This window comes from Streptomyces rubellomurinus, assembly GCF_000961885.1.
GTDB lineage: Bacteria > Actinomycetota > Actinomycetes > Streptomycetales > Streptomycetaceae > Kitasatospora > Kitasatospora rubellomurina.
Map to the genome: position 1 here is coordinate 21,192 of NZ_JZKH01000062.1, position 26,672 is coordinate 47,863.

At 72.4% G+C, this 26,672-nt stretch carries 30 protein-coding genes and 2 CRISPR repeat arrays; of the genes, 12 read left to right on the top strand and 18 right to left on the bottom strand.

All coding sequences use genetic code 11. The features are described from left to right. Positions 1-7: 7 nt before the first annotated feature. Entirely contained in the window at positions 8-526 is a 519-nt protein-coding gene (locus VM95_RS25855) for a GNAT family N-acetyltransferase (RefSeq protein ID WP_045700812.1), read from the top strand. Positions 527-572: 46 nt separating this feature from the next. Here VM95_RS25855 and VM95_RS25860 read toward each other — a convergent pair whose 3' ends face one another. Continuing rightward, a complete protein-coding gene (locus tag VM95_RS25860) occupies positions 573-1,604 on the bottom strand; it encodes an AraC family transcriptional regulator (RefSeq protein WP_167352960.1) in 1,032 nt (343 codons plus the stop codon). A gap of 205 nt (positions 1,605-1,809) precedes the next feature. Between VM95_RS25860 and VM95_RS25865 the strand changes: the two genes are divergently transcribed. Further along, on the top strand, positions 1,810-2,388 hold the full coding sequence (locus VM95_RS25865; RefSeq protein ID WP_045700816.1) for an NADPH-dependent FMN reductase: 579 nt from the start codon (positions 1,810-1,812) through the stop codon (positions 2,386-2,388). A 119-nt stretch (positions 2,389-2,507) separates the two neighbouring features. After that, the gene (locus VM95_RS25870; protein WP_045700818.1) at positions 2,508-2,732 is read left to right on the top strand and encodes a hypothetical protein; all 225 of its coding nucleotides are present in this window, start codon (positions 2,508-2,510) and stop codon (positions 2,730-2,732) included. Positions 2,733-2,810: 78 nt separating this feature from the next. Here the strand turns inward: VM95_RS25870 and VM95_RS25875 are convergent, their stop codons facing one another. Both VM95_RS25875 and VM95_RS25880 read right to left on the bottom strand, forming a co-directional pair. Then, a complete protein-coding gene (locus VM95_RS25875) occupies positions 2,811-3,233 on the bottom strand; it encodes a GNAT family N-acetyltransferase (protein WP_045700821.1) in 423 nt (140 codons plus the stop codon). 32 nt (positions 3,234-3,265) lie between these two features. Further along, positions 3,266-4,183, bottom strand: coding sequence for an NAD(P)-dependent oxidoreductase (locus VM95_RS25880; protein ID WP_045700824.1), 918 nt, complete (start codon positions 4,181-4,183; stop codon positions 3,266-3,268). A gap of 86 nt (positions 4,184-4,269) precedes the next feature. Here VM95_RS25880 and VM95_RS25885 point away from each other — a divergent pair, with 86 nt between their 5' ends. Together VM95_RS25885 and VM95_RS25890 are read left to right on the top strand one after the other, a co-directional pair. After that, positions 4,270-4,641: a winged helix-turn-helix transcriptional regulator gene (locus tag VM95_RS25885; protein ID WP_045700826.1), complete on the top strand. Its 372-nt coding sequence runs from the start codon at positions 4,270-4,272 to the stop codon at positions 4,639-4,641. 115 nt (positions 4,642-4,756) lie between these two features. Next, the gene (locus tag VM95_RS25890; protein WP_341846031.1) at positions 4,757-5,122 is read left to right on the top strand and encodes an ArsR/SmtB family transcription factor; all 366 of its coding nucleotides are present in this window, start codon (positions 4,757-4,759) and stop codon (positions 5,120-5,122) included. Positions 5,123-5,157: 35 nt separating this feature from the next. Here the strand turns inward: VM95_RS25890 and VM95_RS25895 are convergent, their stop codons facing one another. Continuing rightward, the gene (locus VM95_RS25895) at positions 5,158-5,514 is read right to left on the bottom strand and encodes a hypothetical protein (RefSeq protein ID WP_157882210.1); all 357 of its coding nucleotides are present in this window, start codon (positions 5,512-5,514) and stop codon (positions 5,158-5,160) included. A gap of 274 nt (positions 5,515-5,788) precedes the next feature. Here VM95_RS25895 and VM95_RS25900 point away from each other — a divergent pair, with 274 nt between their 5' ends. Both VM95_RS25900 and VM95_RS25905 read left to right on the top strand, forming a co-directional pair. Continuing rightward, positions 5,789-6,259, top strand: a complete 471-nt coding sequence (locus VM95_RS25900; protein WP_157882211.1) for a DUF6234 family protein — start codon at positions 5,789-5,791, stop codon at positions 6,257-6,259. Between the two features lie 77 nt (positions 6,260-6,336). After that, complete coding sequence (locus VM95_RS25905) at positions 6,337-6,780, top strand: hypothetical protein (protein ID WP_045700832.1); 444 nt, start codon at positions 6,337-6,339, stop codon at positions 6,778-6,780. Positions 6,781-6,845: 65 nt separating this feature from the next. On the opposite strand, the gene VM95_RS25910 is transcribed toward VM95_RS25905, so the two are convergent. Continuing rightward, entirely contained in the window at positions 6,846-8,480 is a 1,635-nt protein-coding gene (locus VM95_RS25910; RefSeq protein ID WP_045700834.1) for an alpha/beta hydrolase, read from the bottom strand. Positions 8,481-8,676: 196 nt separating this feature from the next. Between VM95_RS25910 and VM95_RS25915 the strand changes: the two genes are divergently transcribed. Beyond that, the gene (locus tag VM95_RS25915; protein ID WP_045700837.1) at positions 8,677-10,188 is read left to right on the top strand and encodes a lipase family protein; all 1,512 of its coding nucleotides are present in this window, start codon (positions 8,677-8,679) and stop codon (positions 10,186-10,188) included. A 97-nt stretch (positions 10,189-10,285) separates the two neighbouring features. Here VM95_RS25915 and VM95_RS25920 read toward each other — a convergent pair whose 3' ends face one another. Beyond that, positions 10,286-10,822 carry an NUDIX hydrolase family protein gene (locus tag VM95_RS25920; protein WP_208615531.1) on the bottom strand — a complete coding sequence of 179 codons (537 nt, stop codon included), beginning with the start codon at positions 10,820-10,822 and terminating at the stop codon, positions 10,286-10,288. Between the two features lie 107 nt (positions 10,823-10,929). On the opposite strand from VM95_RS25920, the gene VM95_RS25925 reads away from it, so the two are divergent. Beyond that, positions 10,930-11,418, top strand: a complete 489-nt coding sequence (locus VM95_RS25925; protein ID WP_045700841.1) for an SRPBCC family protein — start codon at positions 10,930-10,932, stop codon at positions 11,416-11,418. A gap of 9 nt (positions 11,419-11,427) precedes the next feature. Here VM95_RS25925 and VM95_RS25930 read toward each other — a convergent pair whose 3' ends face one another. The 3 genes from VM95_RS25930 to VM95_RS25940 form a co-directional block, all read right to left on the bottom strand. Next, the gene (locus VM95_RS25930; RefSeq protein WP_157882212.1) at positions 11,428-11,751 is read right to left on the bottom strand and encodes a hypothetical protein; all 324 of its coding nucleotides are present in this window, start codon (positions 11,749-11,751) and stop codon (positions 11,428-11,430) included. Positions 11,752-11,849: 98 nt separating this feature from the next. Continuing rightward, positions 11,850-12,398, bottom strand: coding sequence for a hypothetical protein (locus tag VM95_RS39105; protein ID WP_157882213.1), 549 nt, complete (start codon positions 12,396-12,398; stop codon positions 11,850-11,852). A 113-nt stretch (positions 12,399-12,511) separates the two neighbouring features. Continuing rightward, complete coding sequence (locus VM95_RS25940) at positions 12,512-13,501, bottom strand: alpha/beta fold hydrolase (protein WP_045700846.1); 990 nt, start codon at positions 13,499-13,501, stop codon at positions 12,512-12,514. 122 nt (positions 13,502-13,623) lie between these two features. On the opposite strand from VM95_RS25940, the gene VM95_RS25945 reads away from it, so the two are divergent. Then, a complete protein-coding gene (locus tag VM95_RS25945; protein ID WP_045700848.1) occupies positions 13,624-14,220 on the top strand; it encodes a helix-turn-helix transcriptional regulator in 597 nt (198 codons plus the stop codon). Between the two features lie 103 nt (positions 14,221-14,323). Beyond that, positions 14,324-14,809: a CRISPR direct-repeat array (repeat unit 29 nt; unit sequence GTTGCAAGCCCTCCAGGGCTGATCACGAC). An 89-nt stretch (positions 14,810-14,898) separates the two neighbouring features. On the opposite strand, the gene cas2 is transcribed toward VM95_RS25945, so the two are convergent. From cas2 to VM95_RS25985, 8 genes are all read right to left on the bottom strand, one after another. Continuing rightward, on the bottom strand, positions 14,899-15,162 hold the full coding sequence (gene cas2, locus VM95_RS25950; protein ID WP_045700850.1) for a CRISPR-associated endonuclease Cas2: 264 nt from the start codon (positions 15,160-15,162) through the stop codon (positions 14,899-14,901). A gap of 6 nt (positions 15,163-15,168) precedes the next feature. After that, complete coding sequence (gene cas1b / locus VM95_RS25955; RefSeq protein WP_045700853.1) at positions 15,169-16,149, bottom strand: type I-B CRISPR-associated endonuclease Cas1b; 981 nt, start codon at positions 16,147-16,149, stop codon at positions 15,169-15,171. Then, on the bottom strand, positions 16,149-16,670 hold the full coding sequence (locus VM95_RS25960; RefSeq protein ID WP_045700856.1) for a CRISPR-associated protein Cas4: 522 nt from the start codon (positions 16,668-16,670) through the stop codon (positions 16,149-16,151). The genes cas1b and VM95_RS25960 overlap by 1 nt, the downstream gene beginning before the upstream one ends. Then, positions 16,667-19,060: a CRISPR-associated helicase/endonuclease Cas3 gene (locus tag VM95_RS25965; protein WP_045700858.1), complete on the bottom strand. Its 2,394-nt coding sequence runs from the start codon at positions 19,058-19,060 to the stop codon at positions 16,667-16,669. Before VM95_RS25965 ends, VM95_RS25960 begins: the two co-directional genes overlap by 4 nt. Beyond that, positions 19,042-19,734, bottom strand: coding sequence for a CRISPR-associated protein Cas5 (gene cas5 / locus VM95_RS25970; protein ID WP_244178944.1), 693 nt, complete (start codon positions 19,732-19,734; stop codon positions 19,042-19,044). The genes VM95_RS25965 and cas5 overlap by 19 nt, the downstream gene beginning before the upstream one ends. Before the next feature lie 41 nt (positions 19,735-19,775). Further along, on the bottom strand, positions 19,776-20,690 hold the full coding sequence (gene cas7i / locus VM95_RS25975) for a type I-B CRISPR-associated protein Cas7/Cst2/DevR (protein ID WP_244178947.1): 915 nt from the start codon (positions 20,688-20,690) through the stop codon (positions 19,776-19,778). Positions 20,691-20,836: 146 nt separating this feature from the next. Then, complete coding sequence (locus tag VM95_RS25980; RefSeq protein ID WP_208615532.1) at positions 20,837-22,261, bottom strand: hypothetical protein; 1,425 nt, start codon at positions 22,259-22,261, stop codon at positions 20,837-20,839. Then, positions 22,258-22,989, bottom strand: a complete 732-nt coding sequence (locus VM95_RS25985) for a CRISPR-associated endoribonuclease Cas6 (RefSeq protein ID WP_244178945.1) — start codon at positions 22,987-22,989, stop codon at positions 22,258-22,260. The genes VM95_RS25980 and VM95_RS25985 overlap by 4 nt, the downstream gene beginning before the upstream one ends. 241 nt (positions 22,990-23,230) lie before the next feature. Then, positions 23,231-23,586: direct repeats of the CRISPR family, unit length 29 nt; unit sequence GTCGTAATCAGCCCTGGAGGGCTTGCAAC. Between the two features lie 158 nt (positions 23,587-23,744). Here VM95_RS25985 and VM95_RS25990 point away from each other — a divergent pair. Beyond that, the gene (locus VM95_RS25990) at positions 23,745-25,148 is read left to right on the top strand and encodes a uracil-xanthine permease family protein (protein ID WP_045700866.1); all 1,404 of its coding nucleotides are present in this window, start codon (positions 23,745-23,747) and stop codon (positions 25,146-25,148) included. Between the two features lie 157 nt (positions 25,149-25,305). Then, positions 25,306-26,037 (top strand): polysaccharide lyase family protein, encoded by a 732-nt coding sequence (locus VM95_RS25995; protein WP_045700869.1) that lies wholly within the window; start codon positions 25,306-25,308, stop codon positions 26,035-26,037. A 265-nt stretch (positions 26,038-26,302) separates the two neighbouring features. Here VM95_RS25995 and VM95_RS26000 read toward each other — a convergent pair. Beyond that, positions 26,303-26,672 (bottom strand): enoyl-CoA hydratase-related protein (locus VM95_RS26000; protein WP_045700871.1); only part of this gene is annotated, 370 nt, incomplete at its 5' end.

The following is a 26,672-nucleotide window of genomic DNA, read 5'->3' on the forward strand; positions in this document are numbered from 1 at the left end:
TGCCGCCATGGCCACCACCGCACCCGGATACGCGACCGTCCGCGAGGCCGACCGGCCCGGCGACCTGGGCGCCGTCGCCGCCCTGCACGGCGTCCTCTACACCCGCGAGTACGGCATGGACGCCACCATGGAGGCCTATGTCGCGGCCGGCATGGCCGAGTTGGTCCTGGCCCGGGCCGCCGAGGGCGGCGCGGCACCCGGCCGGTTGTGGGTCGCCGAGCTCGACGGCCGGGTGGTCGGCGCCACCGGCCTGGTCCGGGCCGAGGAGCGCCCGGGCTGGGGGCAGCTGCGCTGGGTGCTGCTCGACCCGGCCGCCCGGGGCCGCGGCCTGGGCCGGCGGATGCTGGAGACCGCCCTGGACGAGGCCCGCGCCCGCTCGTACGACGGCGTGCTGCTCTGGACGATCACCGGCCTCGACGCCGCCCACCACCTGTACGCCGAGGCCGGGTTCGAGCTGACCGTCTCCCGCCCGGTCCGCAAGTTCGGGCTCGACACCGTCGAGCAGCGGATGGACCTGCGGTTCTGAGCGTGCCCTTCCAGTCCTTCCCGGCGGGTCGGCCGTTCCCGGCGGGTCAGCCGTTGCCGGTGGCCGCCGTCTCGAGGTCCGCCGACTTCCGGTAGGTGTCCGGGGTGTGGCCGGTCCAGCGCTGGAAGGCCCGGCGCAGCGCCCGCGAGTCGGCGTAGCCGAGGCGGGCGGCGATCGACTGGACCGGGAGCCGGGTGTCCCGGAGCAGGTGGGCGGCCTGTTCGTGGCGGACGGCGTCGATCTCCTCGCGCCAGGTCGTGCCGTGGTCGCTGAGCCGGCGCTGCAGGGTCCGCGGGCTGACGGCGAGCCGGCAGGCGACGCGTTCCAGCGAGAGCAGGTCGTCGGCCAGCGCCTCGGCCAGGGCGGCGCGGAAGGTGTCGCGCCAGCCCGGGGCCGGCCGGGCCGCGGCCAGGCCCATCTCCACGTAGCGCCGCATGATGCGGGCCAGTTCCGGGTCCGCGGAGGGCGCTTGCCGCCCGGCGTCGAGCAGGACGATCGAGTTGGTGGGCTGGTCGAAATCGATGCGGGCGGTGCCGAAGCCGTCGATCAGGTGGCGGTGTCGTGGCGGGGCCGGGTGGGCGAACGCGACCCTGACCGGGCCGGCCGAGCCGGCTCCGGCGACCCGCATCCGCTGCAGGAGCGTGGCCAGGGCGAACACGCTGATCTCCCGGTCGACACCGTCCCGGAACGGCAGCCCGTTGTAGTTCAGGGTGAGCCGCCGGCCCTCCTCCACCACGTCGAGCGAGACGGCCGGGTCGGTCAGCGCGGTGATCAGGCGCGCCCCCTCGCGCAGGCCCTCGGCGACCGTGGGGGCGCTGGTGACCAGGTAGTCCCAGGCGTGCAGGCTGCCCAGCGGGACGTTCCCGGCGACCAGGAGGCCGATCCCCTCCCCGCCGTGAACGACGATCAGCTCCCAGATCCGGTTGATCGCGGCGGTGGGGACGCGTGCCAGGTCGTCGGCGAGTGCGGCCGGTTCCAGCCCCGTGGCCAGCGCGATCTCCTGCGGGGCTATCCCCAGCCGGAGCGCGCTGTCGCGGACGAGCCGCACCAGGTAGGCGGGAACCGTGTCTCTGTGCACAGCGCGCGATTCTAATCGCACGCCAGAAATCAAGGCCGGGGCACCCATCGGTCGGGAACCGTCCCCCTCCTGGCGCGAACGGTCCCCCCTGGCGCCGATCGTCCCCCCGGTGGCGTGTACGGCCTCCCGCGCCCCCGCCGCGGCGCGCCTACGGTCGAGGCCGGGGCCGGTAGGCGGCCCTCCGCTTCTGAGAAAGGGACCGGTCATGACCGACCTGAAGATCCTCGCCATCTCCGGCAGCCTGCGCGCGAACTCGCACAACACCGCGCTGCTGCACGCCGCCCGGAAGTTCAACCCCGGCGGCCTGGACATCGAGGTCTACGACCGCCTGCGGGAGATCCCGCCCTACGACTTCGACCTGGACACCGCCGAGGCCCGGCCCGCCGTCGTGCAGGAGCTGCGCGACCGCATCACCGCGGCCGACGGACTGCTGATCGCCACGCCGGAGTTCAACTACTCCGTCCCCGGCGTGCTGAAGAACGCGATCGACTGGGTCAGCACCGACTGGAGCAAGTCGGAGGGCCTGCCGCTGCAGCGGAAGCCGACCGCGATCCTGGGCGCCGCCCCGACCAACTTCGGCTCGGTCCGGGCGCAGCTCGCGCTGCGGCAGGTGTTCGTCTGGACGCACACCGATGTCGTGGTCAAGCCGGAGGTCATGGTCTTCCGCTCGCACGAGCGGTTCGACGACGAGGGCAACCTGGTCGACGAGGGCACCATCGCGCTCCTGCAGAGCCTCCTCGGGGCGCTCAAGGAGAAGATCACCGGCGCCCTCGCGCAGGCCTGACCCGCCCGTCCCGGTCGGTCCGGGTCACCTCGCGCGTGACCCGGACCGGCCTCGCGGCAGGCCCGGCACGGACGGGCGAGCCCCCGGTGACCAGGGGCGGGCGCCGTCGTTGACCGGGCATGACCGCCACCACACGCCTCACCGCCCTGGCCGTGCTCGCCGCCGCCGCGCTCTCCCTGGGCGCCGCCGCGGCCTCCGCCAGCGCGCACACCCGCCACCTCGAGCCGCCCATCACCGTCCAGCAGTGCAAGGACGACGACGGCTGGGTGGCCACCGACATCGTCGAGCAGCGGGAGATCTGCGCCAGCGAGGGGGAGCTCGACGACCACTACATCGTCCGGTAACGCCCGCCCCGGCACCCGCGCCCGCATACCGCAGGGCCGCCCGCCGAGTGGCGGGCGGCCCTCCCCCGTCCGGGGCGGTCAGACCAGACGGTGCATGCCGATCGAGTGCGGGGCGGTGGGCACGAAGCCGAAGCGGGAGTAGAGGCGGTGCGCCGGGCCGTCCGCGATCAGGGAGACGTACGCCCCGGGCACGGCGCGCTGCTCCAGGGCGCCGGTCAGCTCGGCCATGATCCGGGCGCCGAGGCCGCGGCCCTGGTGCTCGGGGAGCACGCAGACGTCCGCGATCTGGTAGACCGTCCCGCCGTCGCCGACCACCCGGCCCATGCCCACGATGCCGGCCTCCGGGTGGTGGACGGTGACGCCGTGCCAGGTGTTGGCCAGGCCGGCCGCCACCGCCTCGGCGGGGCGGTCCGTCATCCCGGCACCGGTGCGCAGGCCGCGGAAGGTCGCCACGTCCGGAACGCCCGCGCGCAGCTCGTAAGGGTCTATCGTATCATCCATGCCTTACACGATAGAGGATCGAACGACCGCGGTCAGCGCGGCCCCCGGATGCTGTCGATGATGCGCGTCCAGTTCTCGGTGCCGTGTCCGTTCTCGATCGCCCGCCGGTAGTGGGACTGGACGGCCAGCGGGAGCGCGAGGTCGAGGCCGATCGAGGTGCTGGTCTCGACGATGTGGTCGGTGGTCGCGCCCATCATGGTGACCGTGCTGAGGTCGCCGGGGTGCTCTCCGGCGTCGATCGCGGTGCCGGGGTTCCCGTCCGCCCCGGCGCCGGCCCGCAGGATGGCGCCGATCGAGTCGGCGGAGGCGAGCAGTTCCGGCAGCGCCTCCCCGGCCTTCATCCCCGCGGTGCCCAGCATCGCGGTGGCGTGCATCAGGGCCGACAAGGTGGTGAGGAACACCGCGAGTTGGGCCTGGTACATCATCTGGGCGAGGCCCGGGTCCGTCCCGAGGTACTTCGGCGCCCCCAGCAGCGCCAGCGCCGACCGGTGCTCCTCCATCACCTGCTCCCGGCCGCTGTAGTAAACGTAGGACGCCTGGGTGCCCACCATCGGCGCGGGGACCATGACCCCTCCGGTGAGGAAGTCGGCGCCGTGGCCCGCCGCCCAGGCGGCCGCCTCGCGCGAGCGCTCGGGGGTGTCGGAGCTCAGGTTGACCAGCGTGCGGCCGGCGAGCGACGCGGTGGCGTCGTCGAGGATGTCGTGCATCGCCCGGTAGTCGGTGAGGCTGAGGAGGACGAGGCCGCTCGCCTCGACCGCCTCACGGGGGGTCGCCGCGAGCGTCGCGCCGGCGGCGACGACGCCCTCGGCCCGGGCGGCGGTGCGGTTCCAGACGGTCACCGGGTGGCCGGCGTTCAGGAGGGATCGGGTCATGGCCTGTCCCATCGGGCCGAGCCCGATCACGGTGACGGCGCTGTTCTGCTGGTTCGTGTGGTTCTGTCGTTCGTTCACCCCTCCATCCTCGGAGAGCGTCGCCGCTCCCGGAAGTACCTACTATTTACTGGGATACTCACCTTTTGGTAAGGGGGAATTGAGCGATGGCCAAGGCACCGAGGAGCGGGCCCTACATCTGCGGCATCGATGCCGCGCTCGACGTGGTGAGCGGCAAGTGGAAGGGGCTGATCCTCTGGGAGCTGCACGCCCACGGCGTGCGCCGCTTCGCCGAACTCCGCCGCGGCATGCCGGGCGTGAGCGAGAAGATGCTGACGCAGCACCTGCGCGAGATGGAGGAGGACGGCCTCGTGCGCCGCGAGGTCTACGCCGAGGTGCCGCCGCGGGTCGAGTACTCGCTGACCGAGCACGGGATCACCCTCAACCGGGCCCTCGGCCCGCTCGGCGACTGGGGCGCCGAACGGGTGCGCCGCGAGGGCTTCGACTCGGTCGCCGTGGCCGAGGCCGCGCACCGGTAGACGGCCCCCGGCGACCCCCGCCGGCCGTGTAGCGTCGGGCATGAACGCGCGCGCTCGGCGCGGTTCCTACGATGCGGACGGGACGGGGGTCGACAGGTGGGAAGGGGTGGCAGGTGTGGGACGAGCACGCGTCGTGGCGCGGATGATCGAACACCCTGGTGTGGAGGACGTCAGCGTCCAGCAGGTACTTGAGGCCCTCGCCGATCCGGCGCGGCGCAAGGTGGTGCACACGCTCGCGCACGCGGCCAGCCCGCTCAGCTGCGGCTCCTTCGACCTGCCGGTCGGCCGCTCGACCTCCAGCCACCACTTCACCGTGCTGCGGCAGGCCGGGCTGGTGCGCCAGTACTACATCGGCACCACCAAGATGAACGCGCTGCGTTCGGAGGAGCTCGAGCGCCGCTTCCCCGGCCTGCTGAGCGCCGTCGTCGCCGCGGCCGACGCCGAGGCCCACCAGGGCGGCGGCGCCGCGCGCGGCACCTGACGCGAGGGCTTCGAGGGGTGGCCGGCGCGCGCCGGTCACCCCGGCCAGCGCTGCTCCACGCCCTCCGGGGAGCGGCGGCGCAGCGGCGCCAGTTCGCGTTCGAGCGTCCGGACGTCCCGGGCGATCCGGGCCGCGATCTCGCCGGGGCCGGTGCCCACCGGCAGCAGGCGCGACCAGGAGCGCGGCTTGGCCGCGCCCGCGTGCACCATGTGGAAGTTGAGCCGCACCACGCCGGCGACGTCGACCAGGCCCACCAGCACCCGGGTGTCCGGGAGGTCGATCGTCACCTCGTTCCCGATGCACGAGCAGGCGACCAGTCCGGCGATCTCCTCCTCGGCCAGGTACCTCGCCAGCGGGACGGCCCTGCCCCGAACCAGAATCGGACGCTCCACGGGATCCACCGGCCCCGCCTCCTCCGCCACCGACCACTGCCCGCCCGGCCGCGGCGCGGGGCGCACCACGACAGACCGGGCACGCCCATGCTCCACCACAGCCCGGCCGGGCGCCAAGTCCGTGTCTCACCAAGTGACTTGGGCGAACGCACCGACCCGGCGCACCGGCGCACGCCGGGGCGCACCGAGCGCTCCCCCACCGGTCGGCCGTACGGACACGATCTGAGTACGGATGCTCAGGCGCCGAGGCCCGGGCGCTGCCAGGCTGTCCCCCGTGAACGGATCGAAGCCGAACGGATCGAAGCGCACCGCCCCTGCCTCCGCCCCTGCCTCCACCCCTGCCTCCGCCTTCCGCCGACTGCGGCGGCCCAGGCCCTCGCGCGCCGCGGACATCACCGCCGGGGTGCTGTTCCTGGTCGTCCTGGCGCTGGTGTACGTCGGCCGGATGTTCGGCTACGGCATGGACCTGTGGGCGGCCTCGGGCGAGCAGGGCGCCGCCGACCGGGTCGCCCGCGGCCAACTCTCGTTCACCTGGGGCCTGCTGGGCGCGGCCCTCGGCGCCGCCGGGCTCGCCGCCCTGCTGCGCGCCCGCTGGACGGCGGGGCTCCAGCTGTTCGGCGCGGCCGTGCTGTTCGTCTTCGCCGTCCAGCTCGGCCACGCGTACAACCGCAGCCACCCCGCGCCGCCGCCACCGCCCAAGCCCGGGTACACGCCGTGCTACAGCGGCAGCGGGCGCTGCGACTGACGGCCCCCGGACTTGCCTCCGGAGGGCCGTCCGGCCTAGTTTTGAACGGATTCAAAACGATGCCGAGGGGGCGCGTGATGACGCGACGCGCGTGGACCTATTTCCGGGCCGGGCGACGGGCCCGGCTGGTCGCCGCACTGGCCGGGGCCAGCTGGCTGCCTTTCGCGGCGGCCGTGCTGCCCGCGGCGACGTCCGGATTCTGGCACGGGGTGGGCCTGTTCGCCCTGGTCATCGCGCTCACCCTGTTGCCCCTGATCGCGCCGAGCCGCGCCCTGTTCCGCCGCTGGTGCCTGATCATCGGCTGGGTGCTGCTGGTCCTCCAGGCGGCGCTCTCCTTCCCGTTCGCCTTCATCCCGCTGCCGCTCGTGGTTCTCTACCTGCCCGCCGGCGTCCTGCTGCTGCTCGCGGCCCGGCGCACCGCGGGCGTCGCGGTGACGGTGGTGGCCTCCGTGCTCACTGGCGTCCCGTACCTCGCCGACCTCGCGTGGGCGATGGACTGGCCGACCAACCTCTGGGCCTGACGGCGGTGCGCCGGCCCCCCGCACGGGGGCCGGCGCACTGATCGATGCTCGGTCTCTGCGGAAGCTCAGCGCAGGACGCCGTGGACGGCCTCCGGGTCGCCGGGCGCGAGCCGCGCCGCGTCGGCGTCGGCGGTGAGCGCCTTGGCGGTGGCCGGCGGCGGAGTCACGAACACCGGGGCCGGGTCCGCCTCGGGCGCACAGGTCTTGGCGATCCGCCCCTTGCCCTCGGGCAGGCTGCCGTCGCGCAGGTAGGCGGTGAAGGTGTCGTCGAGGCAGGGGTTGTCGTGGAACAGGATCTCGTGGAAGCTGCCGCCGTTCTGGACGACCAGCTTGGAGCCGGGCAGCGCGTCGTGCATGGCGAGGCCGCCCTCGTACGGCGTGGCGGCGTCCTCGGTGGCCTGGAAGAGCAGCACCGGGGGCAGCCCCTTGCCGGTGATCTTCAGCCGGCCGGCCTGGTTGCCCTGGTAGGGCCAGAACATGCAGGCGGCGTTGTACCACATGTTGTTGTACGTGTAGAAGGGCGCGGTCGCGTTGACCTTGGCCTGGTCCTTCTTCCAGACCTCCCAGTCGCGCGGCCAGGCGTTCTCGGTGCACTGGGCCGCGTTGTACGCGGGGAAGGTGCCGTCGTCGCTGCCCGGGGCGGCGTACTTGTTGTACGCGATGTTCAGCGGCCGGGTGTCGTGCTGGGTGAGGTAGGCGGAGAGCACGGTGGCCATCCGGGGCCAGCGCAGGAAGTTGTAGCCGCCGCCGTAGAAGGTGTCCTCGAACTCGGCGGGGCCGATCTTCCCGGGGGCGGGGGCGGCGTCGACGGGCTCCTTGCGCAGCGCGTCCTCGACCTGGGCGTAGGCCTTCTGGACGGCGGCGGCGTCGGTGCCGAGGTGGTAGACGCCGTCGGCCTTGGCGGCCCAGGCCGCGAAGGCATCGAAGCGGCGCTGGTGTTCCTTGTCCTGCAGGATGTTGTGGTCGTACCAGCTGATGGTCGGGCCGACGATGCTGTCGAGCACCATCCGTCGAACGTGCGAGGGGAACAGCTGGCCGTAGGTGGAGCCCAGGGAGGTGCCCCAGGAGCCGCCGTAGAAGTTGATCTTCGGCACGCCGAGCGCGCGGCGGATGCTGTCCATGTCGCGGGCGTTGTCGACGGTGGTCATGTGCGGCATCAGCCAGGACCAGTCGGCCGCGCAGTCGGCGGCGTAGCCGGCCGCCTTCTTCAGCCAGGCCTTCGAAGTCCCCTGGCTCACCTGGTAGTCGGGGCGCTCGGCATCGAAGTAGTGGGCGTCGCAGACGACATGGGGGTCGCTGCCGTTGGTGCCGCGCGGGTCGAAGCCGATCCAGTCGTAGGTCGAGGCGACGTCCGCGGGCACCTTCCCGGAGATGTACGCCGGCATCCAGAGCCCGGAGTCGCCTGGGCCGCCGGGGTTGAGCAGGATCGGGCCCTGCTGCTTGTCCTTGGGGGCGGTGGCCGGCAGCCGGTTCAGCTTGATCTTGATCTTCCGGCCGTGCGGCGCGGCGTAGTCGACGGGCACCTCCAGCATCGCGCACTGCAGCGCGGGGGTGTTGGCGTCCTGACAGGAGGTCCAGGCGAGACTGCCCTGGCCGCTGTCCTCCAGGGTGAGGGTGTCGGGGTCGGCGGCGGAGGCCGATCCGACGCCGAGGGCGGCGACGGCGGCCGCGGACGCGAGGAGGGCGATGGCTTTTCTCATGGGGAGCATGATGTGACATGTGCAATGGCACATCCAGAGGGCCGACCGGACTTTACCAAGGCTTGACCGCCCGCGGCGTCGTGCGCCCGGTGGCATGACGTCCCGGACGCGGACACATCGTCAGACGTACCGGGTGGAACCGAGGTGGGACACGACCTCCCCGTTCGGTGAGGCGATCGGTTCCCAGGGAGAACGCATGTCGACGGAGCAGAGCACACCCACGATGGCCCAAGTGGCCATGACGCTGGCCGCGATCGCGGCGACCGGCGCCACCCCGCGGCCGTCCGGAGAGACGACGGCGGAGCAGCAGGCCCGGATCTCCCGGGGCGTCCTCCAGCAGTTGGCCGAGCCCTCGCTCGCCACCCGGAACGACTGGCGGCTGCAGTGGCTGGCGCTGAGCCCGGACAACGCGAACATGGCGTACCTGGCCGTGAACACCACCGCCAACGCCTACGCCGTGGTGCTCCGCGGCACCGTCGGCAACGTCACCGACCTCCTGGAGGACCTCGACGTGGGCACGATGGTGCCGTTCACCGCGATCGGCTCGTCCTCCGCTCCGGTGGCCGTCTCCAAGGGCGCGATGGAGGCGTTCACCCAGGTCGTCACGATGACCTCCTCGGGCATCACCCTGCTGAAGGCCCTCGACGGCGCCCTCACCTGGGCCCGGCCGAACCCGACCGTCCACGTGATCGGTCACAGCCTGGGTGGCTGCCTCGCCACCATGGTCGCGCCCTACCTCCAGGCGCAGACCTGGTCGGCCCCCGTCCCGCGGTTCAGCCTCTACACCTTCGCCGCCCCCACCGCCGGGGGCCGGGACTTCGCGGCCTACGTGGACTCCCTCCACTGGGTCGCCAACGAACGCCACTTCAACGAATGGGACGTGGTACCGCGCGCCTGGACCAGTCTCGACGACGTGAAGAAGTGGTACCCCCACCCCGGCCCGGCGGCGACCGAGGACGTCGACGCCGTCATCACGGCGCTCGCCGGCCTGCCCGGCCCCCACCAGTACGCCCAGCCGGGCGTGGCCAAGCCGCTGCACCGGGACTACCGGACCGACTACGACCCGGTCATGATCAGGAAGTCGCTCCCGGACTTCCTGGGCCAAGTCGCCTACCAGCACGCCAACTCCACCTACCTGGGGCTGCTCCGCACCCCGGACGTGCTGCCCGGCCCGGTGGTGCGGGCCATCAGCAGCAACGCCGGCAAGGACGGCAGCGCGATCCTCGTCGCCGGCAGCGGCTTCGGCGCGGGCACGGCGGTCGACTTCGGGACGGTCCCGTGCGAGGACCCGGACGTCAGCGGTGACGGTCAGGGGATCGGCGTCTACGCGCCGCCCGGCGTCGGCGTCGTCGCCGTCCGGGTCACCACCGACCTGGGCACCTCGCCCGCCGTCCCCTTCGGTCAGTTCGCCTACGGCGGACCCGAACCCGTGATGGTCACCGGCATCACCCCGGACAAGGGCAGGAAGGGCGAATCCGTCACCATCACCGGCGTCAACTTCTGCTCCGACGCCCAGGTCTACTTCGGCGACAACCCCTCGCCCTCGGTCCAGGTCAAGCGCACCGGCGCCCCCGGCGAGATCGTCGCCACCGCGCCCGACCCGAGCACCGGCCCCGGCAAGCCCGACACCATCGACGTCACCGTGCAGTCGAACGGCTACTCCTCACCGGGCGGCCCGCAGGCCGAGTTCGAGTACCAGAAGCTGTGACGCGGACCCGCCGGAGGAGCGCCGGGCGGGGTGGTGGTCGTCCGGCCCGGGCGGCGCCGCGGTCGGCACTGCCCGGGCCGGGGCCGGGGCGGTGTCCTCAGAGCAGGCAGCCGACGTGGGCCAGCGCCCGCTTCAGCAGCGCGCCCTGCCCGCCGGGCATGTCCTGCTGCACCAGCGCCGAGGCGGCCTCCTCGGGGCTGAACCAGACCAGGTCCAGCGCGTCCTGCCGGGGCCGGCAGTCCCCCGCCACCGGGACGACGTAGGCCAGCGACACCGCGTGCTGGCGCGGGTCGTGGAACTCCGTCACCCCGAGCGTCGGGAAGTACTCGGCGACCGTGAACGGCTGCAGCGAGGCCGGGATCCGCGGCAACGCGACCGGCCCCAGGTCCTTCTCCAGGTGCCGCAGCAGCGCGTCCCGGATCCGCTCGTGGTGCAGCACCCGGCCCGACACCAGGGTGCGGCTGACCGTGCCGTCCGGGCCGATCCGCAGCAGCAGGCCGATCTGCGTGACCTCCCCGGACTCGTCGACGCGGACCGGCACGGCCTCGACGTAAAGGATCGGCATCTTGGCCCGCGTGGTCTCCAGCTCCTCGGGGGCCAGCCAACCGGGCGTGGTTTCCGTCAAGTCAGACATTCGCCGATCGTACGGGCCCGAGCCCCTGTCGCGCGCCGCCTGTCCGTCGAGTCGCCCCCCGCCGTGCCGGAACACCGTCTTGTTCGCCGGGCCGTTACGCTCCGGGCATGGCCCGTTTCCTTCTGACCCGGCGTTCGCCGCTGCCGCCGGCCGAGTGCTGGCGGCGCCTCACCGACTGGCCCCGGCACGGGGAACGGGTGCCGTTCACCCGGGTCCGCGTCGTCCCGGGCGGCGGTGACGTCCGCGACGCCCGTGACGTCCACGGCCTGCCGGGCGATCTGGTCGTGGCCCGGACCCGCCTCGGGCCGCTGCGCTTCGACGACCCGATGGAGATCGTCGAACTGACCGCCCCCGCCCCCGGCCAGGACGGGCACTGCCGGCTCGCGAAGCGCGGGCGCGCGGTCCGCGGCGGCGCCGAGCTGCGGGTACGGGCGGTGGACGGCGGCGGCAGCGAGGCGAGTTGGGCGGAGGAGCTGCGGATCGCCGGCCTGCCGGCGCTGTTCGACCCGGTGGTGGCGGGCGTCGGCCGCGTCGTCTTCGGCCGGCTGCTCGACCACCTGCTGGATGCGCCGGCTCAGGGCGCCAGCGCGGAGTGACGTCGGGACTCACCCGGCGGGCTCGACGCCCTCGCCGTCCAGGAGTTCGCTGATGCGCGCCGTGAAGCGGCTCAGGATGTCGAACGGGAGAGACCGGTCCGCGGCGAAGGTGACGAACGGGAGCTTCTCCTCGTCCTCGTCCTCCTCCTTGCGCATGGCGACGACCGTGACGGCGGCGGGCCCCGGCATGAAGTCGCCGCCGCCGGATCCGGTCGTCCAGCCGGCCGGCGCGGCGCGGGCCTCACTCAGTTCGAAGTACCGTGAGCCGTCCACCAGTTCGGTCGACTGCAGGCAGTAGTGTTCGCCGGCGAACTCCCAGACCTCCAAAGCCATGCCGGGATCTTGTCACACGGACGCCCCGCCGTGGGCCGACTTTCGCCTCCGGGGGGGGCCGCCGCCTGCTCGACGTGCGACAACCAGCAGCCGGCAACCTACGCCTCTTCACCCTGGTCGAGGTCGTGGAACGTCTCGCCGAACCGTTCCAGCGCCTCGGCCGGCCCGCAGCCGAAGGCGCGGCCGATGTACTCCCAGGTCATCATGCTGCTCCGGGCCCTGCGGCCCGCCAGCAGCGCCGTCGAACCGGCGGCGCGCTCGAAGCGGGCGGCCGCACGGGCCGCGGCGTACGGCCGACCGTCCGTCAGGTCGCAGATCCGGTCCACCAGCGCCGCGATCAGCTCCTCGACCTCGTGCGGCACCACGCCCTCGGCCAGGTCGACGTGCTCCTCCCAGTCCGCGAACGGCCCGGTGGCCTCGCCCACCGCCTCGGTCGCCACGTCGTCACCGAAGTCCAGCACGTGCACCCGCTCACCCCGCCAGCCGCAGTCGCAACCGGCGCGCACCGCAGTGGCCCGAGGGCCGTCCGCACCGTTGTAGAGCCACCAGGTGGTGCGCCCGTCCGGCAACGGCGCCGGCTCGGTGCCGTCCGCCAACACCGCCGCCGGGAAACCCCGGTGGCGCCCGCTCTCGTCAACCCATGGCATGCCGTGTCCCTCACGTCCCTGGAGTACGGCACCAGGGTTCTCGCCTCGTGACGCAGTGTCAAGGCTTCGCGACAATCGGTGCGACCCGCGGGCCGTCCGGCACACCCGCCGGTTCAGTCCGGGAGGGCGGCGAGCCAGGCGGTCAGCAGGCGGTTGACCTCCTCGGGACGCTCCTGCTGGATCCAGTGCCCGCAGCCGTCCAGGATGTGGGAGGAGACCAGGCCGGGGAGGGTGGCCGGGAAGGCGTCGATCGCCTCGGCCATCCAGGTCGTGGAGGCGTCCAGGGCGCCGCCGAGGAAGAGGGACGGCTGCTCGATCGGGGCTCCTGCGTACCGGGCGAGGTCCTCCCAGTCGCGTTCCATGGCGCGGTAGCGGTTGAGGGCCCCGGTCATGCCGGTGCGCTCGAACTCCCCGGCGTAGACGTCGAGGTCGTGCTCGGTCAGCCAGCCGGGCAGCCTGCCGCCGGGGAAGCGGTCGCGCAGCCGGCCGCCGGCGCGGGCCACGAAGTGCGGGTCGGGCTCGCCCGGGGCGGGCATGGTGTCGGCGGACATGGCCGCGTAGAAGCCCGCGAGCCAGCCCCGGAGGTCTGGCTCCATCTCCGCTTCGGCCCGTCCGGGCTCCTGGAAGTACGAGACGTAGAACTCCTCGTCGCCGCCCATCCGCGCGAAGACCTCGGAGGGGCGGGCGCCGCCGGGCGGCGAGTAGGGGACGCTCAGCAGTCCGACGGCGCGGAAGACCTCGGGGTGGAGCAGGGCGGAGGCCGCCGCGATGCCGGAACCCCAGTCGTGCCCGACGACCACCGCCCTCTCCTCCCCCAGGGCGCGCACCAGGGCGACGTTGTCCGCCACCAGGTCGAGCATCCGGTAGGCGTCCGTCCTGGCCGGCTTGGAGGAGCGGCCGTAGCCGCGCACATCGAGCGCCACGGCCCGGTACCCCGCCGCCGCGAGGGCCGGGAGCTGGCGGCGCCAGGAGTACCAGGACTCGGGGAAGCCGTGGACGAGCAGGACGAGCGGTCCGCTGCCCTGCTCGACCAGGTGCAGGCGCCCGGCGGGTGCCTCGATGGTGCGGTGGCGCAGATCGGCGGACGGCGCGGGCTGGTGCATCGCTTCTCCTCGGTTCACGGGCGGTCGCGGTTACCCACCGATCATGCGGCGCGGCGGCCGCGCAACGCGAACACCCTTGCCATTCTGGCAAACTGGCAGGACAGGGCCGTGGAGGCGGCACGATGGGAGGGAGCGGAGCGACGGTGACCGACGACACACTGGGGGCCATGGGCCCCCGGCTGCGTGCGGCACGCGAGCAGCACGGCGCCACCCTCACCGGCGTCAGCCGCGCGACCGGCATCTCGCCGAGCACGCTCTCGCGGATCGAGACCGGCCGGCGCAAGCCCACCCTGGAGGTGCTGCTGCAACTCGCGAAGGCGTACGGCGCCTCCCTGGACGAACTGGCCGGCACCGCACCCACGGTGGCGCCGCGGCGTTCCGGCAACGACAAGACGGTGCTACCACTGACCCGGTACGTCGGGGGCCTGCACGCCCACAAGCACGTCCTCCCCGCCGTCGACGCACCGCCGGCCCGGCCGCGGCAGGCCTCCCACGACGGCTACGAATGGCTGTGCGTCCTCTACGGCCGACTGTGGCTGGCCCTCGGCACGCAGGACCTCGTGCTGAACGCCGGGGACGTGGCCGAATTCGAGACCCGCACCCCCCACGGACTCGCCAACGCCGGCCCGGGCGGCCCGGTCGAGTACCTGATCATGTTCGGCCCCCAGGGCGAGCGTCTACGACCACGCACCCCGGCCGCCGGCTGGTGGGCCCGGTAGCGCGCCGCACCGCGTTCCGCGCCGGCGCGACGGTATCTACGGTTCACGCCTCTCCGAGGCTGAGCACAGACGGCGGACGGCATCACCGGCCGCGACTCGCTGAGTTGCAAACCCTCCAGGGCTGATCACGACGCGCAGACCCCGCCCCCCGTGCTCGGTACCCGGGTGCCCGTTGCAAGCCCTCCAGGGCTAATCACGACTGGCCTGCCGCTGGTCGACGTCGTCGACCTCGAACGGTTGCAAGCCCTCCAGGACTGAGCACCCCTTCGCCTTCCGGCGCCGCATGCGACTGATCCCCTTGTTGCAAGCCCTCCAGGGCTGATCACGACGTCGTTCATGATCTTGAGGACGGGCACGATCCAGATGTTGCAAGCCCTCCAGGGCTGAGCACGACCGGCATGGGTGCGGTCGCTGACGTAGGCCGTCACCGGTTGCAAGCCCTCCAGGGCTGAACACGACGGGGCATGCCGTTGTGGGCCCAGATGGTGAGGCCGTGTTGCAAGCCCTCCAGGGCTGATCACGACAGGCCGCCGGGGTCCCTACTCGCTAACCGTCCCAACGTTGCAAGCCCTCCAGGGCTGATCACGACCCGAGGGTAAAGCCCCAGGTCAGAGCACCTGGGAGCGCCGCTGTGGGTCGTGGTGGTGCAGCGACCTGCTGGTACTGCAGCGGTGCTGGTCACAGGATGTCGCCCGGCCCGCCGAGGGTGGCGCCGATGGTTGTGGCGGCGATCATGTCCGGGGAGCGGGCCGTGTAGGTGACGATGCTGTCGTGGGTGGGGTCGATCACGGCGTTGAGGGCGTAGGTAAGAGCCCGGTACTGGGCTGCGGTGAGTTCGCCCTGGAAGACGCTGCGTTGGGTCCAGTGGAGGTACTTGCGGCAGGTCTTCAGAACCTTGGGGTTGCGTTCGGCGGCGGTGTCGTAGACCAGGATGACGAACATCTGCGGCTACCACCAGGGCCGGAAAGGCTTGTACGGGGTGCCCTCCAGGCACAGCCGGACGAGCTTGAGCGCTTCGAGGTGAATGAGCTCCTCGTAGCTGACGTTCCGTTTGAGCCCTCGGTGGAACACCGTCGTCGCGAGTTCGTCCCGCACGAGGGCGGCGATCTTCTTCCGACCGTCCGTGCTGAGCGCCGCTCGGCCGACCTCCGTCTCGAAGTCGCTCGGCTTGAGCTGTTTCTGGCTCGCGGCCCGCCGCAGCAGCCGTTCGGCGAAGAGCGGTTTGAAGGGTTCGGCGAGGTCGAGGGCGAGGGTGTTGCGGCGGCGGTCGGTGTCACTGTGCAGGAAGCCGATCGCGGGGTGGAGCGGGGTGCTGCGCAGGGCGGTGAGGACGCGGGCGTAGACGAGGGCGTTGAGGTAGCTGATGAAGGCGTTGCCGGCGTTGGTGGGTGGCCGGCGGGTGCGGCCGTTGAGGCGCAGCCAGGCGGGGAGGCGGGTGTCGAGGACGGCCCAGGCGGTGCGGCGGAAGTTGCCTTCCTGGCCCATGAGTTCATCGGTGTCACGGCAGTCCGGCAGTGCGGCACGCAGGGTGGCGAGTGCCGGGTCGAGGAGGTCGGATTCCAGGACCCGGCTCAGGTTCTCGGCGGTGGCGAGGAGCAGTGCGCGGGCGATGGGGAGGCGTTGTTCGGGGTCGCCCGTGATCTCGACCTGTCGGCGGATGACGGTGGCGGAGGACATGGTTTCGGCGGGTGCGAAGTGTCCGGCGTGGTTGCCGTAGTGGTCGAGGACGTGGACGGTGACGCCGTACCGGCTGAGGAGGGACATGACGGAGGTGTTGAGGTCGACGTGGTCGAAGGCGACGAGGTCGCGGATGTCGGTGATGGGGATGTGGACGGGGCTGGTGTCAGCGCGTTCGATGCGGATGCTGTCGTCCTGGCGGCGGATGCGGCAGGGTTCGGTGAGCCAGTAGGTGCGGCCGGCGGCGGGCATCAGGTTCCCCAGCAGTAGTCGAGGTAGGAGCAGCCGCGGCAGGCGGCGCGGGGTTGGCGGTCGGGGGGTGCGGTGGCGGCGATGACGGCCCGGGCTTCGTCCTCGGCGCTCTCGGCCTGTTCGCGCGCCTCGTCGTTCCAGGGGACGTCGGTGGTGCGGCGGATGAGCGGGTAGTGGACGGTGCCGCCGCGCACGTTGACGCCTCGGCGTTCGAGGAGCAGGCAGTAGTGGCGGACCTGGGCGTCGTGGGCGGGCGAGGGGGTGCGGGAGGACTTGGTCTCGTGGACGACGGCCCCGGTGGTGACCCAGTCGATGCGGGCTTCGCCGAGGTCGACGTCCCGGCGGCGGGCGAAGGTGGTGTCGCTGACGACTTCACCGAAGGCGACGAGGTCACTGCCGGCCTCGGGCCGGTAGCCGCGGGTGTAGAGCCAGAGTTGGCGCGGGCAGTGGCGGAGGTACTTGATGTGGACGCCGCCGAGGCCCTGGGCGTCGTGGACGGGGTCGGAGGGGGTGGGTTTCACAGGATGGTCTCCGGCTCGGCGGGTGGGCGTAGCCCGAGGACGGGGTCGTACTGGCCGTCGATCAGGTGGATGCCGAGCGCGCGGTCGAAGGTGGCGTTGTACTGCTTCAACTGGCCGTGGCGCAGGGGGATGAGGAGCCCTGCGGCGAGCAGGGGGTCTGCCTTCTTGCCGAGGGCGAGCAGTCGGTACTCCTCGGCGTCGTCGCGCAGGAGGACTTCGACGGTGTCGAAGCGTTCACCGAGGGACCTCGCGTGTTCGCTGCGGTCGTGAAACGGGTCGGTGAAGGTCAGGAACTCTGCGGTGAACCCGTCGCGGGCCTCTCGTGCCCTGGTCGCCCACGTGTGGCCCCAGTCCGTGTCGTAGGCGAGGGCGAGGAGGCGGTCGATGTCCTCCTCGCTCAGCGTGGCGCCTCCCTCCTCCACCACCGTGGTCAGCGCCGACCAGGCGGCGTCCACGGCGCCCTGGTCGTACGGGCGGTGGCTCTCGGTGCGGTGGACGCGGAACTCGACCGGCCCGTCCGGGTGCAGGCCTCGGCGGTTGACCCGCCCGGCCCGCTGGGCGACGGCCTCGATGGGGGCGTTCTCCACCGCGCCCCGGTCGAAGTCGAGTTGCAGTGACACTTCGACCGTCTGAGTGGCGACGACGATGCCTCCGCTCCTCCTGGGCATCTCTGACCGCTCCGGGTGACGCGCCAGCAGTCGCCGTTCGATCGCGTCGCGGTCCTCGTTCTTGAAGCGCGAGTGGAGCAGGAGCGCGACGTCCGGGTCGTCGGGGTGCTGCTGCCGGGCGTGGTCGGCGAGGGCGGTGAAGAGTGCCTGCGCGGTGGCGACGGTGTTGACGACGACGAGGACGTTGTGGCCTTGGTCGAGCCAGTCCTCCAGGCGGGCGATGCTGTCGGGGTGCATCAGCGGGAGGTCGTCGATGACCAGGCGGTGCCGCACCGGTGCCGTGCCGGGCTCGGCCCGATGGCAGGTGACGGGCTGGTGGAGGCTCTCGTCGACGATGGCCAGCAGGGGCGGGGCGAGGGTGGCGGACAGGACGGCGATCCTGCTGCCGAGTTGCTCCCACAGCCGCATCGCCGCGCACAGGCGGCCGAAGGTCTCCGGGTCGTAGGCGTGGAGTTCGTCCAGGACGAAGAGGGAGTTGGCCTGTTCGAGGAGGACGGAGGAGTGGGTGGGCCCGGCGATGGCGGCGGCCAGGAGTTGGTGGGGTGTGGCGACGCGCAGGCGTTGGGTGAACAGGCGCATGGCGTTGGCGCGGGCGCGGGCTTTGCGGGCGTCGTCCTTGGTGGGGGAACAGCAGTCGTCCTCCAGCGCCTCCGTGAGGAGGGTGCGGGCGAGGGCGCCGTGGAGGAGGCCGATGTCGGGCCGGCTCTCGCCGGCGGCCGGGTGGAGGGTGTCCTGGAAGCGACGCCTGGCGGCGTTCAGCGAGGCCCGGTAGGGCAGGGTCCACACGAGTCGCGGCAGTCCCGGCATCGTCGCCAACTGCCGCGCTGCCCAGGCGAGTCCGGCCTCCGTCTTGCCGCTTCCGGTGGGTGAGACGAGGACGAGGTGCCCCACGGTCCCACCGGCGTCCCGCTGGTGCGGGTGCGGGGTGTACGGGAGCCGGGCGAGGTAGTCGGGTGGCAGCGGCATGTGGGTCTGGAGGTCCACGTGGGCGGAGCCGGCGTGGTCGGCCAGGGTGAGCGCGCCCTGCCCCAGGGCGGCGAGCAGGCCCCGGTGTGCCTTCACCGGCAGTTGCCAGGCGGCGAGGACTTCCTGGAGGAGCAGGCGGGCCCGGTCGGCGAGCACGGGGTCGTTCGGGCCGGGCGGTGTCGGTTCGGTGCCGAGGTAGCCGGCCAGCCAGGCCAGGAACTCCTGATGCAGGCCGCGCGGGACCTGCGGCTGCCTTCCGCCCGGCCCGGGCAGGTGGCCGAAGGCTTCCTCCCAGCGGGTCCGTTCGTTGTACTGCCGGGCCAGCGCGGGTTTGCCGCCCCCGAGGGAGGAGGCTGAGTGGAGCGGCCGGTGGTGGCCGGCGACGAGCGTGGCGATCAGCAGGCGCTCCTCGCCGCTCCAGCCGGCCGCCGTGGCCAGGAGGTCGACGTAGGCGAGGGAGAGCACTTCGTGCCGCTCGCCCCAGGGCAGTCCCTGGGGTTCGAGCTGCCGCTGGAACAGCTCGGCGATCTTGCCCGCGTCGTGCAGCAGGGCGGCGGCGCGGACGCGGGTCCAGAACTGCGGTTCGGTGGCGACGATGCCAGCGGCTCCGATGCGCGCTTCCAGCTGGGCGACCGTGTCGTGCACGGTGCGCAGGTGGGCGGTGAGCCGTTCGGGGTCGTCACGGGGGAGGGATTTGGCCCGCAGGTCGGTGAGGGCGCGCCGTCGCGGCGGGGTGGTCAGGGGGTCAGGAGCCATACGGCTTGGGTGTCCTCGTTGTTCGTGGGTGCTTCGCGGTGGGCACCGCGGACCGGGGCCGGTCCTGCGGGGTCGTCGCACCACAGGTACTGCGACCAGCTGGTGGTGAGGCGGTCGGTGGAGACGGTGTCGGCGAGGCGGTGGGTGTGGGCGTAGGGCACGTCGTGGCCGCCCGCGGGGGCGAGCGCGTGGCCCACGACAGCCCGCTCGGCGGGTTCGAGGACGACGTGCGCGAGTTCGGTGAGGTGGAGGAGGTCCTGCGACCGGCCCAGGCGCAGGCCGTGGCGCGGCCGGCGCAGCGCCCGGGCGAACCGGTCGGCGTCCGGTCCGGGGAGCCAGACGGTGAGGTGGACGCCCGCGAGGAAGGGCCGGTCCTTGGCCGTCGTGCCGCCCTTGACGGCCCTGACCCTGCCGCCGGCGGCGGGGTTGCCGCCGTCCGCGGCGATCGGGTGGTACGTCTCGGTGTCGATGCCGTGGCCTTCCGACCAGGCCGCCATGCCGAAGACGAAGGGTTCGGTGTACGCGCCGGTGGCGGCGGCGAGCAGCCCGCGGACGGTGGAGGGCGGCGGCACCGGGAGGATGCGGGTGATGCCGGGGAACAGCGGGTCCCTGAACGAGGCGACCGGGGCGTAGAACCTTGCCCGGAGAGCCCGCAGGGCCCGGAGATCCCGCACGGCCCGGAGGGCTCGGGCAGCCCCACCGGGCGGCACTCGACTCATCGCGGGTCCGGGTCGTCGAACCAGTCGTCGAGCTTGCCCTCGCGCAGGTCGGCCGCCAGCCGGAGCAGGACGGTGCGCGGGTGCTCGATGACGATGAGGCCCTCGGCCAGCTCGCGCGCGCACTGCTTCTCGAAGTCCTCGCGCGCCTGGTCGCGGAAGCCGGGCCGCCAGCCGATGCGTACGGGCGCCTCCCACTCCCCCGCCCACGCCTCGAGCTCCTTGACGAGGACGTCGCCGCGCACCCGCACCCCCGTGTCGGGGTCGCTGTCGATCACGTTGCCCAGCGGGTTGACGCCTCCCTTGAAGGGGACCAGGACCATCAGGGCGGGCACCCGGTCGCCGTAGTGCAGGGCCTGCTTCGCGCCGCCGCTGAGGTGGGCGATCGCCTCGGGCAGCAGTGCGGCGCGGCGGCGGCGTTCCTCCAGCGGCAGCCGTACGGCGGGCTGGTCGCGGAAGACCTCGGTGGTGGCGCCGAGCGCGGCGGCCTCCGCCACCTGCAGGGCCTGCTCCTGGGTGAGGTAGTTGGGCCGGCCGACCCCGTCCGCCCCCGGCAGGGTGAACGTGCCGATCCTCGGCAGGTCGATCAGGAAGGGCGCGGCGAGGTCGGCGGTGTAGAACTCGTGGCCGTGCAGGACGGGTTCGGTCACGCCCCGGGACATGACGCCGAAGTCCTCGGTCGGGTGGACGGGTTCGACGGACATCAGGGTGCCGAGCATGAACGGGCTGTCGCGCAGGGTGGTGGCAGCGTCGTCCTTCTTCGCGCCGGCCCGCATGTAGCCGAACAGGTCGTCGTCCGCGTACCGGACGGGATCGGCCTGCGTGTTGGCCTTCTGCGCCTTGCCCTGAGCCTTGCCGACCCGGGTACGGGCGAGGGCACCGAGCCGCGCTCGACCATGGTCTCCCGGATCCAGCGGCGCGCCGCCTGCGCGGACACGTACGGGTGCTTGCGGCCCCTGATCCGCGCGTACTTGACGCGGGACATGGTCTCCTCGCCGCGCCCGTTGTTGGGTGCTCCCGCCTGCACGGAGAGCACCATCGTTCCAGCCAGGTACGCCATTTACGCCTGCTCCGTCTCGTAGTGGTGGTGGCCGTCGTACTCGTCGTCCTCACGGCCGGGTGCGAACGCCGGCCGGTCGGCCAGCTCCTCGATCTCGCGTTCCCGTCGCGGATCCGCCTCCTTGCCGCTGACCACGACGCCCCGCTGCTGGAGCATCACCGACACCTGCGCGAACAGGAGCATCCGCTGCTCCCAGGCGCGCGGCTGGCGCTGGATCAGCGGCTTCCACAGTTCGGGCCCGGCCAGCGGGGTCGTGCTGCCGTCCAGTTGCAGGCGGGTGTACGCCTTCACCAGGAGCGAGCCGAGCTCGTAGTCGCTCAGCGCGGCCTTGCGGTACTCGGCCAGCAGCCCACGCGGACTGCTGCCCCGGGCGATCCAGTCGACGATCAGCGTCGCGACCGGTTCCAGATCCGTTTCCATTCCGAAGACCTCCTCGGCGTAGGTGAAGGCGAGCCGGACCAGGGCCTCGCGGTCGGCGGCGCTCCAGGAGTCGTCGACCTCCGCGAGGAGGCGGTGCAGCTGCCCGAGCAGCGGGCGGCTGCGCCCGTCCTCGGCCTCGAACAGCAGCCGCGCCGCCTCCCCTTCCGCGCTCTTCCCGGCGTCCGGACGGGCCAGGGCGCGGCACAGCAGGTGCCAGCCGCGGCGCAGCGGCGCGTTGCCGTCGACGGTGGCGAGGAAGACCGGGACGGCGCGCCGGGTGCGGGTGACGCGCAGCCAGGGTTCCTGGTTGTCGTTCTTGAAGCTCCACAGGGTGGTCGCGCACAGGCCGTCGCTCGCGTCCCGCAGCGCGGCGAGGACGACGCGTTCGGGCCTGGTCCCGGCGGGCAGCCCGGTGAATCCGGCCTGCATGACGCGGCGGGCGCGCCGGACGTTGCGGCGGGCGAACTCCCGCTCGGCGGAAGGCTCTTCGCAGGACAGCACGGTGGCCGAGCCGGCGGTCACCCAGGCACCGTAGGGCAGCGCCCACATCGCGATCCGGCACCCCCGGCAGACCGGCCAGCCCGGAACGCCGGGCGGCAGGGTGTTCAGGGCCTTGTTGGTGTCGAATAGCGGCAGGTTGGTCTTCGCCCAGACGGCGGCCGTGCCCGTGTGGCAGAAGGTGCACGGCCTCACCGGGGCGGCCTGCGGGGAATCCGGGGCGAAGAGCTGTTCGATGTCGGGCCTGAGGACGTCTCGGTCGGACGGCCGCTTGCTGTGCGTGGCCTTCGAGTTGGGGTACAGCGCGAACAGCACCTTCCACCAGTCGTACCGGCCACTGCCCTTGGGCGCCGCCGCGGCCGTGAGCACGTCCGCCACGAGGACGGAGGACACGGTGTCCAGATCGGCCGGGCTCACCCGGTCCGGGTCGTCGCGCTCCGCGATGACCGCCACGGCCCACGCGCCCGCCCTCTGCAACGGGTGACCGGTGGCCACGAGAGCGGTCACCGCACCCACCCGAACCCCTGGATCGTGTCCAGGCCCAGCCCCCACGAGCGGATCGCGTTCACGAACCGGCCATCGGCCTCCATCACGACCCGCACCCGCGCCCCGATCCGCGGCGCCCCACGAACGGCGAACCGCCGCCGTGGGCCGGCTTCCAGCACCCGCAGGCCGCGCGGGGCGGGCAGGCCCAGCACGTCCGCCTTGTGCGCCAGGTTGTGCTGCAGGCGGTCGAGGTAGTGCTCGTCGCCCGGCAGCAGGTTCCGGTCTTCGTGCTTGAGGACGACGGGCGTCAGCGTCTCCAACTCCACCGGCCCGTCCCCAGCCGGCAGCACGCCGTCCATGTCCACGGCCATCCCGCGCACTCGCAACCGAGTCGAGCCCCAGACCAGTTCCTCGACCCCGGCCAGCGCGCGCACCAGCACCGACGCGATCTCCGGAACCGGCGACCCGAACCACACCGAGCCGTCCTGCGACGTGGAGTACACACCCTTCGTGCGCGGCGCCCCCAAGAACAGCGGCCCCCCCACCCCCACGGGCTTCAGCGGCTTCCCCCGCCACCCCTCGTTGTGCAACGCGTCCGCCAACGCCTCGTCCTGGCTGCTCAGCAACCGGTACACCACACCCCGCGCCGCCCCGTGCACCTCCTCCCACGGCACACGAGGCGCATCCGGCACCACATCAACCCTCACCCGCACCGCACTCTCCCGACCGATCTCAGGCAACCTGGCCACGCCGCAAGCTAGTTGGATGCGAACGATCAGCGTTCCATTCCTCATAATTCGCACCGATAGCCAGCTGTTTGTGCTACGGGCTGCGGCAGCACGGCCGCTCCGGCACCACAACAGCGTCGCCCCGGGAACACCTCAAGCCCAAAACGCTCTGACCTGCGGTGATGCACTACCGCCGAGTCGCCGCATCGCGGCCGGCACAGGCAAACCGTCATCGCTCGCGGACCTGGTGCTTTACCCTCGGGTCGTAATCAGCCCTGGAGGGCTTGCAACCCGCCCGCACTGCCAAGGCGGGTATCCGCACCCTCCTGTCGTAATCAGCCCTGGAGGGCTTGCAACAGGATGCTGACGCGCAGGGGCGCCGGCCGCTCGCCGGGTCGTAATCAGCCCTGGAGGGCTTGCAACGTCCCGGCGCTGCCGAACCCCCGCCGTCCGCGACCGAGTCGTAATCAGCCCTGGAGGGCTTGCAACGCGAACCACGCCCTGCCCGCAGCGCGAACCGGCGAGTCGTAACCAGCCCTGGAGGGCTTGCAACCCGTCGCCGGTGCCGGGCGTCGGCTCGGTCGCGCAGGTCGTAACCAGCCCTGGAGGGCTCGCAACGCGCAGCCGCCGATGAGGGCGAGGCGGAGGTGCTGCTCCCGGCGGCCCCTACCACACGTCCGCGCAGCTCACGCGCGGGCCGGGTGGCTGCCGGGACCCCTGGGGGCCACCACAATGGTGCGGACAGATCTTCGGAAGTACAGAGAAAGCGATGCACCATGGATCTCGGCGTGCGCTGGAAGCTGCACGGTGACGGGCGCACGCCCGCGCCGGGGGCGGTGGTCCGTCCCGACGAACGGCTCTCCTGGCCCCGCACGGTAGGGCTCGGCGCCCAGCACGTGGTGGCGATGTTCGGGGCGAGCTTCGTGGCGCCGGTGTTGATGGGCCTCGACCCGAACCTCGCGATCATGATGTCCGGCGTGGCGACCGTGATCTTCCTGCTGGCCACCAAGGGGCGGGTGCCCAGTTACCTGGGCTGCTCGTTGTCCTTCGTGGGCGTGGCCGCGGTGATCCGGGCGCAGGGCGGCACCAGCGCGACGGTGACCGGCGCGGTGTTCGTGGTGGGCGTGGTGCTGTTCTTCGTGGGCCTGGCGGTCCAGCGGTTCGGGGCGCGGATCATTCACGCCGCGATGCCGCCGATCGTCACAGGCGCGGTGGTCATGCTGATCGGCTTCAACCTGGCCCCGGTGACCGCCTCGGTGTACTGGCCGCAGGACCAGTGGACGGCGCTGCTGGTGATGCTGTTCACCGGTCTGGCCGTGGTGTGCCTGCGCGGTTTCTGGTCGCGGGTGGCGATCTTCCTGGGGCTGCTGTTCGGCTACGGGATCTCCTGGCTGTTCGACCGGGTCTTCGGGAAGATCCACTCGGTGGACGGCGGCGGGCACATGTCCGACCACTGGCGCCTGGACCTGTCGGGCGTCGGCAAGGCGGACTGGATCGGCCTGCCGACCTTCCACGGCCCGTCCTTCCAGTGGTCGGCGATCCTGGTCGCCCTGCCCGTGGTGATCGCGCTGGTCGCCGAGAACGCCGGGCACGTCAAGGCGGTCGGCGAGATGACCGGCACCAACCTGGACGACAAGCTGGGCACCGCGATCTCCGCGGACGGCATCGGCTCGATGCTCTCCACCGCGGTCGGCGGCCCGCCGAACACCACGTACTCGGAGAACATCGGCGTGATGGCCGCGACCCGGGTCTACTCGACGGCCGCGTACTGGGCCGCGGCCTGCTTCGCGCTGCTGTTCGGCGTCTGCCCGAAGTTCGGCGCGATCGTGGCCGCGATCCCCGGCGGGGTGCTCGGCGGCATCACGGTGATCCTGTACGGCATGATCGGCCTGCTGGGCGCGCAGATCTGGGTCAGGTCCAAGGTGGACCTGAGCAACCCGCTGAACCTGGTGCCGGCCGCGGCGGGCATCATCATCGGCATCGGCAACGTGACGCTCAAGTTCACCGACACCTTCAGCCTCAGCGGCATCGCGCTCGGCACACTGGTGGTCATCACCGGCTACCACACGCTGCGGGCGCTGGCGCCGGCGCACCTCAGGACCCAGGAACCGCTGCTGGACGAGGGCACGTCCTCGTACGACGAGGACGCCACCTCGGACGGGAACCCGCGCGCCTCGTAACGGACGGGCCCGGGTCGGGGGTTCAGGTCGACGGGGCGGCCGGCGAAGGTGTCCGGAAAGGACCTTCCGCCGGCCGTTCCGTCTTTCCCCGGCGGGCCGGTCGGTGGTCGAATCGCCGCGCACCGCCCATGTCGGTCACTCACCCCCCGGGAGAGGCATGTCCCTTCTGTCCCACCACCGCAAGGCCGCCGCCGTGGCCGCCGTCCTCGGCACCCTCGGCACCCTCGCGATCACCTGCGGCCCGGCGGCCTCGGCCGCCGGCCCGGGCAAGGTCCTGTGGACCCCGAGCACCAGCAAGGGCGCGTCGTCGTTCGCGGCCGTGCAGTGCGCCTCCGGCAACTTCGGCGTCGTCAAGGACGCGGTCAAGGGCAACGTGTGGCGGGCCTTCCAGGCCGCCGGGGAGGAGCGCTGCGAGACGCTCGGCCCGGACCTGAAGGAGGGCGACACCTTCTACCTGGGCTGGTCGTCCAAGGCGAACATCGAGGACACCGACAGCCGGTACGTCTTCCAGCTGAAGTGCTCGCCCAGCGCCGACACGGCCAACCACCCGATCGAGATCGACATCCTCAACGGGCGCGTCCGCCTCCAGGAGTGGGACCTCGACCACGTCGCGCACTCCCTCTGGACGGCCCAGACCACGAACAACACGTGGCACTCCTACGCCCTGAAGATCCGCCTGGGCCGGACGGACGGCACCATCGACTTCTGGTTCGACGGCGTGAAGCAGACGTTCACCACCGGCTCGGGCACCTTCAAGGGCACGACCTGGGACGGCGACCGCGACTACCTCAAGTGGGGCTCCTACCACCCCGCCAAGGGCAACGCCACGAACACCTTCACCAGCCCGGTGATGGCCACCACCCTGCAGGCGGCCACCGCCGGCTCGTGAGCCGGCAGGCGAACCGCAGGCCCGGACCGCGCCGTCCGCGGTCCGGGCCCCGCCCACCCCACCCGGCCCGGCGCGCTCGGCCAACGGTGCGGCCACCGAAGATCATCCTGGTTGGTGAGGACACCGAGGATCAAGCTGCGCGGCCCGCTCAGAGGGAATCGGTCGGTCCACACCCAGGTTCCGCGAGCAGGTCCGGAGCGTGTGCCGCCTGCGGTCCGTCCGGGGTGGTCCGCCGGTCGGGGAGCCGATCGGCGGACCTGCGGCGTCACCGGTTCTCGAAGGTCGGCGGGCGCTTCTCGGCGAAGGCCGTCATGCCCTCCTTCTGGTCCGCGGTGGCGAAGGTGGCGTGGAAGAGCCGGCGCTCGAAGCGCACGCCCTCGGCCAGGGTCGTCTCGAAGGCGCGGTTGACGCTCTCCTTCATCATCACGGCCGCCGGCGTCGACATCGCCGCGATGGCCCCGGCCAGATTCAGTGCCTCGTCGAGGAGTTGGTCGGCCGGGACGATCCGGGAGACCAGGCCGGCGCGCTCGGCCTCGTCGGCGCCCATCATCCGGCCGGTCAGGCACAGTTCCATCGACTTGGCCTTGCCGATCGCCCGGGTCAGCCGCTGCGAGCCGCCGATGCCCGGGATCACG

What these genes read in the sequence shown, in the direction of transcription:
- VM95_RS25945 (WP_045700848.1), top strand. Translation starts at nt 13,624, where the DNA reads ATGGGAGGGAGCGGAGCGACGGTGACCGACGACACACTGGGGGCCATG.
- VM95_RS25940 (WP_045700846.1), bottom strand. Translation starts at nt 13,501, where the DNA reads ATGCACCAGCCCGCGCCGTCCGCCGATCTGCGCCACCGCACCATCGAG.
- VM95_RS25885 (WP_045700826.1), top strand. Translation starts at nt 4,270, where the DNA reads ATGGCCAAGGCACCGAGGAGCGGGCCCTACATCTGCGGCATCGATGCC.
- VM95_RS25905 (WP_045700832.1), top strand. Translation starts at nt 6,337, where the DNA reads ATGACGCGACGCGCGTGGACCTATTTCCGGGCCGGGCGACGGGCCCGG.
- VM95_RS25995 (WP_045700869.1), top strand. Translation starts at nt 25,306, where the DNA reads ATGTCCCTTCTGTCCCACCACCGCAAGGCCGCCGCCGTGGCCGCCGTC.
- VM95_RS25855 (WP_045700812.1), top strand. Translation starts at nt 8, where the DNA reads ATGGCCACCACCGCACCCGGATACGCGACCGTCCGCGAGGCCGACCGG.
- VM95_RS25910 (WP_045700834.1), bottom strand. Translation starts at nt 8,480, where the DNA reads ATGAGAAAAGCCATCGCCCTCCTCGCGTCCGCGGCCGCCGTCGCCGCC.
- VM95_RS25965 (WP_045700858.1), bottom strand. Translation starts at nt 19,060, where the DNA reads ATGGCTCCTGACCCCCTGACCACCCCGCCGCGACGGCGCGCCCTCACC.
- VM95_RS25875 (WP_045700821.1), bottom strand. Translation starts at nt 3,233, where the DNA reads ATGGATGATACGATAGACCCTTACGAGCTGCGCGCGGGCGTTCCGGAC.
- VM95_RS25920 (WP_208615531.1), bottom strand. Translation starts at nt 10,822, where the DNA reads ATGTCTGACTTGACGGAAACCACGCCCGGTTGGCTGGCCCCCGAGGAG.
- VM95_RS39105 (WP_157882213.1), bottom strand. Translation starts at nt 12,398, where the DNA reads ATGCCATGGGTTGACGAGAGCGGGCGCCACCGGGGTTTCCCGGCGGCG.
- VM95_RS25870 (WP_045700818.1), top strand. Translation starts at nt 2,508, where the DNA reads ATGACCGCCACCACACGCCTCACCGCCCTGGCCGTGCTCGCCGCCGCC.
- VM95_RS25865 (WP_045700816.1), top strand. Translation starts at nt 1,810, where the DNA reads ATGACCGACCTGAAGATCCTCGCCATCTCCGGCAGCCTGCGCGCGAAC.
- cas2 (WP_045700850.1), bottom strand. Translation starts at nt 15,162, where the DNA reads ATGTTCGTCATCCTGGTCTACGACACCGCCGCCGAACGCAACCCCAAG.
- cas1b (WP_045700853.1), bottom strand. Translation starts at nt 16,149, where the DNA reads ATGCCCGCCGCCGGCCGCACCTACTGGCTCACCGAACCCTGCCGCATC.
- VM95_RS25915 (WP_045700837.1), top strand. Translation starts at nt 8,677, where the DNA reads ATGTCGACGGAGCAGAGCACACCCACGATGGCCCAAGTGGCCATGACG.
- VM95_RS25925 (WP_045700841.1), top strand. Translation starts at nt 10,930, where the DNA reads ATGGCCCGTTTCCTTCTGACCCGGCGTTCGCCGCTGCCGCCGGCCGAG.
- VM95_RS25990 (WP_045700866.1), top strand. Translation starts at nt 23,745, where the DNA reads ATGGATCTCGGCGTGCGCTGGAAGCTGCACGGTGACGGGCGCACGCCC.
- VM95_RS25930 (WP_157882212.1), bottom strand. Translation starts at nt 11,751, where the DNA reads ATGGCTTTGGAGGTCTGGGAGTTCGCCGGCGAACACTACTGCCTGCAG.